This is a genomic window from Picosynechococcus sp. NKBG042902, from assembly GCF_963864045.1.
Lineage (GTDB): Bacteria > Cyanobacteriota > Cyanobacteriia > Cyanobacteriales > MRBY01 > MRBY01.
This window is the reverse complement of record NZ_CAWLTV010000074.1, coordinates 41,796-54,560: the sequence shown is the minus strand read 5'-3', so window position 1 is coordinate 54,560 and position 12,765 is coordinate 41,796. Positions and strand designations below refer to the sequence as shown.

12 protein-coding genes are annotated in these 12,765 nt (G+C 48.9%); 8 read left to right on the top strand and 4 right to left on the bottom strand.

Annotation, left to right across the window (positions count from 1 at the left end; translation table 11 throughout):
* On the bottom strand, nt 1-948 hold the full coding sequence (locus AACR41_RS12215; protein WP_030006373.1) for an NAD-dependent epimerase/dehydratase family protein: 948 nt from the start codon (nt 946-948) through the stop codon (nt 1-3).
* Between AACR41_RS12215 and AACR41_RS12210 the strand changes: the two genes are divergently transcribed.
* The 3 genes from AACR41_RS12210 (at nt 935) to AACR41_RS12200 (ending at nt 2,670) form a co-directional block, all read left to right on the top strand.
* Entirely contained in the window at nt 935-1,327 is a 393-nt protein-coding gene (locus tag AACR41_RS12210; protein ID WP_223209867.1) for a ribbon-helix-helix protein, CopG family, read from the top strand. The two genes, AACR41_RS12215 and AACR41_RS12210, sit on opposite strands and share 14 nt — an antisense overlap.
* Complete coding sequence (locus AACR41_RS12205; RefSeq protein ID WP_030006371.1) at nt 1,324-1,734, top strand: type II toxin-antitoxin system VapC family toxin; 411 nt, start codon at nt 1,324-1,326, stop codon at nt 1,732-1,734. Before AACR41_RS12210 ends, AACR41_RS12205 begins: the two co-directional genes overlap by 4 nt.
* 102 nt (nt 1,735-1,836) lie before the next feature.
* Complete coding sequence (locus AACR41_RS12200) at nt 1,837-2,670, top strand: DNA-formamidopyrimidine glycosylase (RefSeq protein WP_030006370.1); 834 nt, start codon at nt 1,837-1,839, stop codon at nt 2,668-2,670.
* A 13-nt stretch (nt 2,671-2,683) separates the two neighbouring features.
* Here the strand turns inward: AACR41_RS12200 and sufR are convergent, their stop codons facing one another.
* A complete protein-coding gene (sufR, locus tag AACR41_RS12195) occupies nt 2,684-3,340 on the bottom strand; it encodes an iron-sulfur cluster biosynthesis transcriptional regulator SufR (protein WP_030006369.1) in 657 nt (218 codons plus the stop codon).
* A gap of 178 nt (nt 3,341-3,518) precedes the next feature.
* On the opposite strand from sufR, the gene sufB reads away from it, so the two are divergent.
* The 4 genes from sufB to AACR41_RS12175 all read left to right on the top strand — a co-directional run bounded on the left by sufB (nt 3,519) and on the right by AACR41_RS12175 (nt 8,479).
* Nucleotides 3,519-4,958, top strand: a complete 1,440-nt coding sequence (sufB, locus tag AACR41_RS12190) for a Fe-S cluster assembly protein SufB (protein WP_012307425.1) — start codon at nt 3,519-3,521, stop codon at nt 4,956-4,958.
* 66 nt (nt 4,959-5,024) lie between these two features.
* Nucleotides 5,025-5,798 (top strand): Fe-S cluster assembly ATPase SufC, encoded by a 774-nt coding sequence (gene sufC, locus AACR41_RS12185; RefSeq protein WP_030006368.1) that lies wholly within the window; start codon nt 5,025-5,027, stop codon nt 5,796-5,798.
* Nucleotides 5,799-5,800: 2 nt separating this feature from the next.
* Nucleotides 5,801-7,159 carry a Fe-S cluster assembly protein SufD gene (sufD, locus tag AACR41_RS12180; protein ID WP_030006367.1) on the top strand — a complete coding sequence of 453 codons (1,359 nt, stop codon included), beginning with the start codon at nt 5,801-5,803 and terminating at the stop codon, nt 7,157-7,159.
* A 57-nt stretch (nt 7,160-7,216) separates the two neighbouring features.
* Nucleotides 7,217-8,479 carry a SufS family cysteine desulfurase gene (locus AACR41_RS12175; protein ID WP_030006366.1) on the top strand — a complete coding sequence of 421 codons (1,263 nt, stop codon included), beginning with the start codon at nt 7,217-7,219 and terminating at the stop codon, nt 8,477-8,479.
* Nucleotides 8,480-8,529: 50 nt separating this feature from the next.
* On the opposite strand, the gene AACR41_RS12170 is transcribed toward AACR41_RS12175, so the two are convergent.
* Nucleotides 8,530-9,288: a hypothetical protein gene (locus tag AACR41_RS12170; protein ID WP_030006365.1), complete on the bottom strand. Its 759-nt coding sequence runs from the start codon at nt 9,286-9,288 to the stop codon at nt 8,530-8,532.
* A gap of 282 nt (nt 9,289-9,570) precedes the next feature.
* Here AACR41_RS12170 and speA point away from each other — a divergent pair, with 282 nt between their 5' ends.
* A complete protein-coding gene (gene speA / locus AACR41_RS12165) occupies nt 9,571-11,505 on the top strand; it encodes a biosynthetic arginine decarboxylase (protein ID WP_030006364.1) in 1,935 nt (644 codons plus the stop codon).
* A gap of 96 nt (nt 11,506-11,601) precedes the next feature.
* Here speA and AACR41_RS12160 read toward each other — a convergent pair whose 3' ends face one another.
* Nucleotides 11,602-12,738 carry a CO2 hydration protein gene (locus AACR41_RS12160; protein ID WP_030006363.1) on the bottom strand — a complete coding sequence of 379 codons (1,137 nt, stop codon included), beginning with the start codon at nt 12,736-12,738 and terminating at the stop codon, nt 11,602-11,604.
* Nucleotides 12,739-12,765 lie beyond the last annotated feature (27 nt).

The window sequence follows — 12,765 nt, the reverse complement described above, 5'->3', positions numbered from 1 at the left end:
CTAATACAGACTTTGAATCCAATCCCATTCTCGCCGCAAGCCCTCCCTGAGTTTCACCTGGGGGTCATAACCCAAAATCGTTTTCGCCTTGGTCACATCGGCGCTGGTATGTCTAGCATCCCCCCGGGCGCGATCGCCATAGTTTCGTGGAATTGGTTTGCCAACGATCTGGTCAATTTCATCGAGCACATCATTTAAAATCACCCGACTGCCACCGCCGATATTGAAAATTTCGCCAATCGCCTTTGGTTCCTGGGCTGCCAAAAGGTTCGCCTGTACTGCGTCGCTGATATAGGTAAAATCACGGGTTTGTTTTCCATCGCCATAAATACCAATACTTTCGTCCAGGATTGCCGCCCGGAAAAATTTATGGAAAGCCATATCGGGCCGTTGCCGGGGGCCATACACCGTGAAGTAACGTAGGGATGTGACCGGGACAGCGTAATTTTTTAAATAAAGCCAGCAGAGCCGTTCCGCCGCTAATTTTGTGATGCCATAGGGGGAAACGGGCTGGGGACAAATGGTTTCTGGCGTGGGCATGGTTTCCGCATCACCATAAACCGAGGATGTGCCCGCATAGACAAAACGTTCTAAAGTACCGACCTTTTTCGCCGCTTCGAGCATTACCTGGGTGGAATTAATATTTCGCTCGGTGTAGTCCCGAAAGCCGATGCCCCAACTGGCCCGTACTCCGGCTTGGGCTGCCTGATGGTAAACCACACTCACACCTTTCAGCAGATCTTCCCAATCGAGGTGCTGTATATCTGCTTCGATGAGTTGGAAATTTTGGTACTGGGCGAGGGCGGCTAGATTTTTACGCTTGAGAGTTATGTCGTAATAGTCATTCACCTGATCAACACCCACCACTGTAATCCCCTGCTGGAGTAGGGTTTCTGCGAGGCTAGAGCCAATGAATCCCGCAGCGCCTGTGACAATGACCTTCGACATGATGATGTTCGGGGGAGAAAAATTTGATGTTTCCAAAATAGAGGATGGGGTTAGGCGATCGCAAAGTTTTTTTCAGCCATTAGCACTCCCCCAATTTTGTTGTATTACAATATGCAATACGATAATGGTGTTGTTAATGATTACCCTAAGACTTGACCCAGACCTAGACAAAATAGTTAGTAATACGGCCAAAAATTTAGGCATCACAAAATCTGAACTAATCCGCAAAAGCCTAGTTGAATACATTCACAATCTCGACCAACAAAATGCTTGGGAAACTGGCAAAGATTTGTTTGGCAAATATAGCAGTGGTAGAGATGATTTATCTTCCTGTCGAAAAATGCTCCTAAAAGAAAAGCTTAAAGCGAAGCGAGCATGAAAAAGATTCTGATTGACTCTGGGCCGCTGATTGCCCTGTTTGATGCGTCGGATAAATATCATCCAAAAGCCTTGGAATTCATTAGAAACAATAATCTGCCGCTGATTACAACGATTGCCTCAATCACAGAAACCCTCCATCTGTTAGATTTCAATCGCAATGCACAAATTGATTTTCTGGAATGGATTAGTAGAGGTGGTGTAGAAATTCATCAAATTGAAAACCATGATTTTCAGCGGCTACGGGAACTGACAGAAAAGTACCGTGATTTACCCATGGATTTTGCGGATTCTTGCTTAGTGCTTCTCGCAGAAAAATTAAATTTAGATACCGTCACCACCATTGACCGCGATTTTTCTATTTATCGGATTAAGGGCCGGAAAAAATTCAAAATTATCCTTTCCTAAACAATGCAGAATTAAAGCTTCAACAACATAATCTTCGTCTAAGTTGCTCCGCCCCTAAAAAACTGCTTCAATCGGCAAAAGCAACATCGTTCAGGGAAATCCATGCCAGAACTACCAGAGGTGGAAACCGTTCGTCGCGGTTTGATGCAGATTAGTGTAAATCAGCGGTTTACAGGGGCAGAAATTCTCCTCCGCAAAACCCTGGCCTATCCTACGGATCCCGATCACTTTCTAGGGGCAATCCAAGGCTTGGTCATTCAAGATTGGCAGCGACGCGGCAAGTATTTACTCGGAAAATTGTCGGATGGCTCAATCCTTGGGATTCATCTGCGGATGACGGGGAAATTTCTCTGGACAACCCCGGATGTGCCTGTGCAAAAACACACACGATTACGGTTTTTTCTGGAAGGCGATCGCGAACTGAGATTTGTCGATCTGCGCACCTTTGGGCAAATTTGGTGGGTACCAGCAGGAACTATTGTGGAATCTGTAATTACGGGATTGACACGCTTGGGTGTGGAACCCCTTTCCCCAGACTTTACGGCGGATGTGCTGGCTACTTGCTGCGAAAAGCGCCAGCGGCCAATGAAGACTTTCTTGCTTGACCAAAGCATCGTGACTGGCTTGGGCAATATCTATGCTGACGAAGCGCTGTTTAAATCGGGTATTCATCCCACCCGCAAGGCCAGCAGCTTAAAGATGTCAGAAATTGAGAAGCTCCATAAAGCGATTGTCGAAGTGCTGGAAACTTCTATTGCCCAAGGCGGCACCACCTTTAGCGATTTTGTCAGCACCACGGGCACCAACGGCAACTATGGCGGTATGGCTCTCACCTACGGGCGCACGGGAGAACCTTGTCGCGTTTGCAGTCATCCCATCGAACGGATCAAACTCGGTGGACGATCGACCCATTTTTGTCCCCAATGTCAGGGCTAATGTGTTTGTTTGATTAATCTTTGGCTTGGATGATGTAGCCGCACTGGTGTTCCCCTTCGTTGATCCATTGAGTGCGGGTTACGGTGCAGTCGGGTAAAACTTCTTCAAACATCTCCAGTTCGTTACCACAGACCATCGGAAAGGATTCGGCCACATCGGCGATCGCACAATGGTGTTCCGTCAATAAAAAGCCATCGTGACCGTGGTCTGTCGCCGGAATGACCTCCGCCATGTAGCCTTCTTCTTTGCGTAAATTGACCAAACGGGCTAAACGCTCTGGTAAGGAACCATCCCCAAGGCGATCGCGGTAGCTGTGGGCTTTCTTTTGCCATTGTTTGCGGAGCACTTCCTTGACCTGCTCTTCCCCCGCCGTCTCTGCCAAGGTATCCAAAAAAGACACCGCAAAATCGTTATAGCGGTTCGGAAAGCGATCGCGGCCGGCCCGACTCAGACCATAAAAATAATTAGGACGCCCCAAACCCTCCTGCTTTGCCCGGTGTTCAATGAGGCCTTCTTCTTCTAGATCTTTCAGGTGGCGTCGCACCGCCTGGGGGCTAATTTGTAAAGATTTCGCCAACTGCACAGCCTTAACTTGACCATGTTTCAATAAATATTCCAAAATGTCATGCTTCGTTGAACGGGTTTCGGCGCGGGTGTCAGAAAGGGTCATGGATAAGCCGTTAGACAAGATCTACCACAAATATTTGACAACTTTTTTGTTGTTAAAGTACCTTGAATAGAAACTAAAACAACCAAACAGTTGTTAAACTAATCATATCGCGTTTTCTTAATCCGACAACGCCAAACCCAGAAAGCATTACCCATTCTGTAGAGAGACTGACCCCAGCATGAGTGCGACCGTCAAAACCCTTGTCAATCAGCCCTATAAATATGGTTTCGTCACAGATATCGAGACGGAAAAAATTCCCCGTGGCCTCAGCGAAGATGTCGTTCGCTTAATTTCCGCCAAGAAAAACGAACCGGACTTTATGCTGGAGTTTCGTCTCAAGGCTTACCACCAGTGGCTTAAAATGGCTGAGCCAGAATGGGCCCATGTTAAATATCCCCCCATCGACTACCAGGACATCGTTTACTACGCTGCCCCCAAAAAAGAAACTAAAAAAATCGAGAGCCTAGACGAAATTGATCCGGCCCTCCTAGAAACGTTTGAGAAGCTAGGCATCCCCCTTTCAGAACAAAAGCGTCTATCCAATGTCGCTGTAGATGCCGTTTTTGATAGCGTTTCCATTGCGACCACCTTTAAAAAAGACCTCGCCAAACACGGTGTAATTTTCTGCTCCATTTCCGAAGCACTGCAAGAGTACCCAGACCTGGTCAAAAAATATCTCGGCACCGTTGTGCCCACTTCCGATAACTACTTTGCGGCGCTCAACTCTGCCGTGTTTAGTGATGGTTCCTTTGTCTTTATTCCCAAAGGCGTGAAATGCCCAATGGAGTTGTCCACCTATTTTCGGATCAATGATGGGGAAACAGGTCAATTTGAACGGACGCTGATTATCGCCGAAGAAGGTGCCTCCGTGAGCTATCTCGAAGGTTGTACCGCACCAATGTTTGACACCAATCAGCTCCATGCTGCTGTGGTCGAACTGGTGGCCCTTGACAACGCTGACATCAAATATTCCACCGTCCAAAACTGGTTTGCGGGGGACGAAGAGGGCAAAGGCGGTATCTATAACTTCGTGACGAAGCGGGGCCTCTGTAAAGGTATCAATTCTAAGATTTCCTGGACTCAGGTAGAAACCGGCTCGGCGATCACCTGGAAATACCCCAGTTGTGTCTTGCTCGGCGATAACTCCGTGGGTGAATTTTATTCCATTGCTTTAACGAATAATCACCAGCAGGCCGACACGGGCACCAAAATGATCCACATCGGTAAAAACAGCCGTAGCACAATTATTTCTAAGGGCATTTCGGCAGGCAAGTCGAAGAATAGCTACCGGGGCTTGGTGAAAATGCACCCCAAAGCCGACGGAGCGCGGAACTATTCCCAATGTGATTCGATGCTCATTGGCGATACAGCAGAAGCGAATACCTTCCCCTACATCCAAGTGGATAACCAAAATGCCAAGGTGGAACATGAAGCCTCCACTGCAAAAATTGGCGAGGAGCAGCTCTTTTACTTTGCCCAGCGGGGTATCGCCGAAGAGGACGCCATTTCAATGCTTGTTAGTGGCTTCTGTAAGGACGTACTCAGTGAGTTGCCGATGGAATTTGCGGCTGAAGCGGATAAACTTCTCAGCCTCAAACTCGAAGGTACTGTTGGGTAGCTTCAAACCTCAATTATCAGCAAATAAGTATTCGTTTTTTAGTTCAGAAATAAGCAATCGAAGGCAATGAGTGACGTTATTTTAGCGATTAGAAATTTGACTGCGACCGTCGATGGTCAGCCGATTCTCAAGGGCGTTGATCTAGAGATCAAAGCAGGAGAAATCCACGCAATTATGGGCCGGAATGGTTCAGGAAAAAGCACCCTGTCAAAAATTATTGCGGGCCACCCTGAGTATGAAGTCACTGGTGGCGAAATTATCTACAAGGGCGAAAACCTCTTGGAGAAGGAAGCCGAAGAACGGGCTTTAGATGGTATTTTCCTCGCCTTCCAATATCCGTTAGAGATTCCTGGGGTGAGCAACCTTGATTTCCTGCGGGTTGCCTACAATGCCAAACTCAAGCATCAGGGTAAAGAGGAGATTGATGCCTTTGATTTTGAGGATTTGATCGAAGAAAAACTCGAAGTGGTCAAAATGAACCCCAGTTTCCTCGAAAGAAGCTTGAACGAAGGCTTTTCTGGGGGCGAGAAAAAGCGCAACGAAATTTTACAAATGGCCCTACTAGAGCCGAGTTTAGGCATTTTAGACGAGATTGATTCTGGCCTCGATATTGATGCGCTGCGAATTGTGGCGGAAGGGGTTAATCAATTGGCAACACCCGATAATGCGTTTCTTTTAATCACCCACTACCAACGCCTATTGGATTACATTACGCCCCAGTTTGTCCACGTGATGTACGATGGCCGGATTGTGAAGAGTGGCGGTAAGGAACTTGCCCTGGAATTAGAAGCAACGGGCTATGATTTCCTCGATCAAGAACTGGCTGCGGGGGTTGTGTAACGATGTCTAGCAGTACCATGACAGCGGCGATCGCCTTTTCCCAGAGTCAACCGACAGAAGTCGATCCCAATCTGGAAAAATTTCTCGGATTACTCGACCGAAACCAATCAGCGGAATTTCAAGCCATTCGCGATCAAGGCCTTGAAAAAGTTCGCCAAGGAAAATTCCCAAGCCGACAGGATGAAGCCTGGCGGGTAACAGATTTATCTGTGCTCAAAAATACGGCTTTTCAGGCGGCGCAACCGACAACCCCAACGGCGGCAGATTTGGAAGTTTTTGCCCTACCGGAAACAGCCAACAGTCGTTTGGTATTTGTGAATGGCCACTATGCCCCCGACCAGTCCTGCGTTTCGGGATTACCTGACGGCGTTTTTGTCGGCACCTTCACGGCATTAGCGGCGGATCAAAAAGCGGCGATCGCCAAATATCTTGGCCAGCAGACCGAGCAACTGGATGTGTTTGCCGCCCTCAATGATGCAGGTCTTGGGGATCTCGCCATTGTTTGGGTGCCGAAAAATACCGTTGTTGAACAGCCAATCCAACTGCTATTTGTCGGTAACGGTGCGGATCAACCGACGGCTATGCAGTCCCGCTGTCTCGTGATTGCGGAAACGGGAGCCCAGGCCAATGTGGTGGAATATTACGGGGCGATCGCCCAGGGTTGCACCGATCAAGATACCCACCGCTATTTCAACAATGCTTTAACGGAAATTTGGGTGCAGGCCAATGCCCGCCTTAACCATGTGCGGGTACAACGGGAAGCTGGGGGCGCGATTCATCTCGGTAATACGGCGATCGCCCAGGCCCAAGACAGCCATTACCAACTCACAGAAGTTAATTTTGGTGCCCAACTGAGTCGCCATACTCTGACCCTGACCCAAAATGGCCCCCAAACAGAAACCATTCTGAAGGGGTTAACCATGGTTGGCGCCGAACAACTCAGTGATACCCACACCGCCGTTTATCTCCAGCATCCCTACGGCAGCGTCGATCAACTCCATAAATGCATTATTGACGATGCAGCCCGGTCTGTTTTCAACGGCCAAATCCATGTGCCTCAGAAAGCGCAAATGACCAACGCGGCCCAACTGAACCGTAATTTGTTGCTGTCTCCCAAGGCCAAAGTCGATACCAAACCCGAACTGCAAATTACCGCCGATAACGTGAAATGTGCCCACGGCGCCACCGTCAGCCAACTGGAAGCCGAGGAAATTTTCTACCTCCGTAGTCGCGGTCTCAATGACTATGATGCGCGCCATTTGCTGATTGATGCCTTTGCTGCGGAAATTCTCGATACCGTGGCGATCGCCCATTTACAGCAGGCCCTTACGGGTTGTGTTGCCTGTCGCACCGTTGACTAACTTGTAAATTGCCGCCCCAACTGTTCCCGCTCACCCATCCGACCCAGTGAATCCCCTATGATCACAACCCAACCGAAACCCCTTGCCGAACAGGTTCGTGACGACTTTCCCATCCTGCACCAAACCGTACACGGAAAGCCACTGATCTACTTCGATAACGCTGCCACCTCCCAAAAGCCCAAGGCCGTCCTCGATGCGTTGCTGCATTATTACCAACAAGATAATGCCAATGTTCACCGGGGGATCCATAGCCTGAGTGCCCGGGCAACGGATGGCTACGAAGGGGCACGGGATAAAGTCGCCCGGTTTATCAATGCGGCCAATCGTGATGAAATCGTTTACACCCGCAATGCCAGTGAAGCGATTAATCTTGTCGCCTACAGTTGGGGGTTGAGTAATCTGGGGCCGGGGGATGAAATTATCCTGTCGGTGATGGAACACCACAGCAACATTGTGCCTTGGCAAATGATCGCGGCGAAAACTGGGGCTGTCTTGAAATATGTGCCGTTAACCCAGGATGAGACCTTTGATTTTGAGCAATACCAAGCGCTACTTAGCGACAAAACGAAGCTAGTCACAGTGGTTCATGTCTCCAATACCTTGGGCAATGTAAATCCGGTGACGGAGATCATCCAAGCGGCCCGCAAATATGGCGCAAAAATTCTCATTGATGCCTGCCAGAGTTTGCCCCATATGCCCGTTGATGTGCAGCAAATGGACTGTGACTGGCTCGTCGGCTCTGGTCACAAAATGTGTGCGCCCACGGGCATTGGTTTTCTCTATGGAAAACGGGACATTCTCGAAGCGATGCCTCCCTTCTTAGGCGGTGGAGAAATGATCGCCGAGGTCTTCTTTGATCATTCTACCTACGGTGAACTGCCCCATAAATTTGAAGCGGGAACCCCAGCCATCGGTGAGGCGATCGCCTTTGGAGCGGCGGTGGATTATCTATCTCAAATTGGTATGGATCGCATTCATGCCTACGAAGCCGAACTCACTGTCTATCTCTTTAAGCGACTCCGGGAAATCCCTAATCTAAAAGTTTATGGCAAACACCCCAACGCCCAAGGGGAAGGTCGTGCGGCCCTCGCTGCCTTTAACGTTGCTGGTGTCCATGCCAATGATCTCGCCACCCTGCTTGATCACGAAGGGGTTGCCATTCGTTCTGGCCACCACTGTACCCAACCCCTCCACCGTCTGTTTGAGGCATCTGGTAGTGCCCGCGCCAGCCTCTATTTTTACAACACCACCGCTGAAATCGATCAGTTTATTGCTGCCCTGAAGGAGACCATTGATTTCTTTACCAGCATGGGTAGTTAATGACGAATATTTTTCAAATCTCCCTAATTTTCGCTAACTGCTAGAGATCATCAAGCAATACTACGAAAGCTCACATTGTCTCCTTCTTCTGACTGTTTAAAGAGGAGTAGCGGTGTGGGTTTCGCTTTTTGATCCCATTCAATGGTGACGACACGCCCTTGCACCGTGGGCTGCCAATAATCAGGGGCTTCACTGGGATTGAGGAATTTTTCGAGACAATCAATAATTTGTTCAACGGTGATGCTGCTAGCTTGGGCGGGAAGTTTTGTAAGGCTAATATTGACGCGAAATAAGACCCCTTCCTGGCGTTGACCTTCTCGATTAATCGTGTCGTAATAAACGTCAAAAATTTCATCCACGGGGCGACCACTGGTGGCAATACCGACGGTAGCTACATCGGCGGTGCTGGGACGTAGAGCAACGCTGATGATGAGACGTACCTTAATTTTAAGCTGGTTCACAATCACGTAGTGGAACTGATCTTCCTCCATCCGCATCCGGAGGTAATCGAGGTTAAACTCCCGGGAGTGCACCAAGTCCGGGTTGCTTTCCATTTTCTTGATGGTGTTCAGGGCCAGTTTGAGTTTTTTCTTGAGATCGTTAATTTTGTAACGATTGAGCTTGGCTTCTTTTTTGTGCTTGTGATTAATGCCACGAATATAGAACAAAAGACCTAGGGTAGTGCAGAAGAAGGCTGAAGCAAGCGCAATCCATAGGGCAATGCCACCAAAGGTCGGGCGATCTAAGGTTGTAATCGGTGTGGGCTGTTGCGCGATGATCGGCTTTGTGGAAGGGAGGGTTGGCGGCATATGCAAGGATAAACGGAAAATTTTAGGATGAAGGTATGGCCAGAAGTTATTAACAGATTAACAAGGGTCGGTAGGGTCTGTTTCCAGAAGTATAGAAAAAATTTAGAACCATGGAGAGTTCATCGGCCACAATTGGCGGCGGGGCGATCGCCGAATTATTCCCCAGCATTTTCACAAAAACATTGTGTATGATGAGGCGTCTCTGGGAAAATAAGAGAGTGGCAATTTTCAAAAATTGTCCAGGCCCGGCAAAAATTTAATGGAATAGGTTGCAAACCCACGATGAACAGAGCCCTTGGTTGTTTGGAGCAGTCAGTAAATACCCGTTGGACAGTGGCGGATAGCGAGACGTTATACCAAGTGGCAGGGTGGGGGGAACCATATTTCTCGATTAATAACCAGGGTCATGTGCAGGTGTCTCCCCTTGGGGACGCAGGGACAAGCATTGATCTATTTGAGCTGGTAGAATCCCTCAAACAGCGAAACATTGGTTTACCCTTCTTAATTCGTTTTCCGGATATTCTCCGCGATCGCATTGAACGGCTCCAGGACTGTTTTGCGACGGCGATCGCCCGGTATGACTATCCGAACCATTACCGGGGTGTGTATCCGGTCAAATGCAATCAGCAGCGCCATTTGGTAGAAGATCTTGTGGAATTGGGGCGCACCCACCACCTGGGCCTAGAAGCGGGTTCTAAGCCAGAACTCATGATTGCGATCGCCCTGTTGGAACCAGAGGCTGATCAAGAGCGACTGCTCATTTGCAACGGTTATAAAGACCAGCATTACATTGAAACGGCCCTCCTAGCGACTCAATTGGGGCACCGCGCCTTGATCGTGATCGAACAGCCAGAAGAATTAGACTTGGTGATTCGGGCGAGTCAAAGTTTGGGCATCCGGCCGATGTTGGGCATTCGCGCCAAGCTTGCCAGTCGCGGCATTGGTCGTTGGGGGGGCTCCTCTGGCGATCGCGCTAAATTTGGGCTAACCATTCCGCAGATTTTGCGGCTCGTGGAAAAACTACAGGCAGAGGAAATGCTCGATTGCCTGCAATTGTTGCACTATCACATCGGTTCCCAACTTTCCTCGATCAGTGTTGTTAAGTCTGCCATCCGAGAAGCCTCACAAATCTATGTGGAACTGGTAAAACTCGGCGCTCCCATGGGCTTTTTGGATGTGGGCGGCGGTCTCGCGGTGGACTACAGCGGCTCCAAGAACAATTTCCCCTCCTCGAAGAACTACAACATGCAAAACTACGCCAACGACGTGGTGGCAACGGTGCAAGATACTTGCGATGAAACTAACGTGCCCGTGCCCGTGCTGGTAAGTGAAAGTGGGCGGGCGATCGCCTCCCACCAGGCCGTGTTAATTTTTGATGTCCTCGGCAGTAGTGAAGTTGACCCGATCTTGCCCCCGAAGCCCGACTATAAAGAGCATTTGGTGCTGCGTAATTTGCGGGAAACCTACGACACCATTACCCCAGAAAATTACCAGGAAAACTATCACGATGCCGTGCAATTCAAAGATGAAGCCATCAGCCTGTTTAATTTGGGCTATCTCAGCCTAGGCGATCGCGCCAATGCCGAGGAATTGTACTGGTCTTGTTGTCAAAAGATTTTTTCGATTATCCAGGGGCAAGCCAGCATCCCTGAAGACTTTGAAGAACTTTGGCAAAATATGGCCGCTCTCTACTATGTGAATTTGTCTGTGTTTCAATCGGTGCCAGACAGTTGGGCTATTGATCAGCTTTTTCCGATTATGCCGATCCACCGACTCCACGAAGAACCGACAAAAAAAGGCATCCTGGCAGATTTAACCTGTGATAGCGACGGACGTATTAACCGTTTTATTGATACCAAGGCCGAAAGTAAAAATCTTCTTGAACTGCACCCTCCCAATGGTCAGCCTTACTATCTGGGTCTCTTTTTGATGGGCGCTTACCAAGAAATTATGGGCAACCTCCACAACCTGTTTGGCGATACCCATGTGGTGCACGTGCGCCTGACCGATGACGGTTATCACCTCGAACACCTCGTAGAAGGGGACACGATCAAAGAAGTTTTGCAGTATGTGCAATATGACGTGGCCGATCTCCTCGAAACAATGCGGTGTCGCACAGAGAAAGCCCTCAGTGAAAAACGCCTAACCCTCCAGCAGTCACAACTCCTGATTAACCATTATCGTCAAAGCTTAGAAAGCTACACCTACCTCCACTAATCATCCGATCAGCGCAAGTTCACAAGGAATCTGTATTTACTCCAAGCCCAAATATTGACTTGTTTTTCTACGGGATAAGAAAAGCAGCCGCCGTCTTTATGCTTGGCTATTAACAGCTTTAATTTGAGAACTTAAGAGGCGATCCATCCAATGTTCAAAAAATTCACGGTTTGCCTGTTGCTCAGCGAGGGTTTTGGGTTCTAACCCGTGGGGAGCCAGCCCCATCAAAGCCGCACTGGTCACACAGAACATTGATTTTTGGAAGGTTTGGCAAATTTTAACCCGCAAATCCTGCTCTTTGCGCAGGGTGCCCATATAGTAATCCCAGAGATAATCGGGTAAGAAGTGGCGCATATCTTGCATCAATAGAGTCGGCGGAATCCCCGAACCACCAATGGGTAATGGGTCGGCATAGAGGGCCCCATAGGTAAAGATCCCTTGTTCGGCGGGGACTTGGGCGGCCTGGGCATTGTAGGAGATGGTGCCAGCAAAGGGGGTTCCCCGGAAGAAAATCGCTTCGACGTAGGGAACAGCGGTATCCATCAGGAAAGTTAAACCCGCAGATTCTGGGATCAACTCATACACTTCCCCTTTGATTTCGACCTTGTAGGTGATGGGACGGCTGGCATCAGCCACCAATCCGGCTAGGACGTGGTTGGTCACGTCGGCGGTGGTTTTGATTTCGCCGGCATCGTAGCGATCGCTCAGGTCGAGAAACATATCACTCATGACGCGCCAAAACTGACCCAGGCCTGTGTAGTAGGCCATTTGTCGGGTTTGCTCCAGGAGAAAATCGGGGAAGAGTTTATTCAAACCCAACATGAAGGGATTATTTTTCCAGCGGGCGACGATCGCCTTTTTGGCGGCCTCAATAAATTCTGGCGTGTCGAGGTAGGCATCTAAACCCCCACCACCATGCCAAAACATCGACTTCATGCAATATTCAGCATATTCAAAGTTAATCCGGTCATGCCACCAATGTTTCAGGAGGCGATCGCCCGTTAACTGGCCGTTGAAATACTTAAAAAAGGGAAAAACATTGAGAAATTGCGATTCGGCCACATAGTTCAGATTATTCGAGTAGGCATCTAAGACCACCCCATAACTTTTGAGGATGCCCACCACTTCCATCACATTTTGATCGCTATTTTCCAGCATCGGTAAACCTTGCTCAAGGCGATGAATGAAAGGGGCAAGGGGATGCCGCGAAGGCTCTAAAACAGCAGTGACCATATTCATATCCACAATTCTTAAACGCTT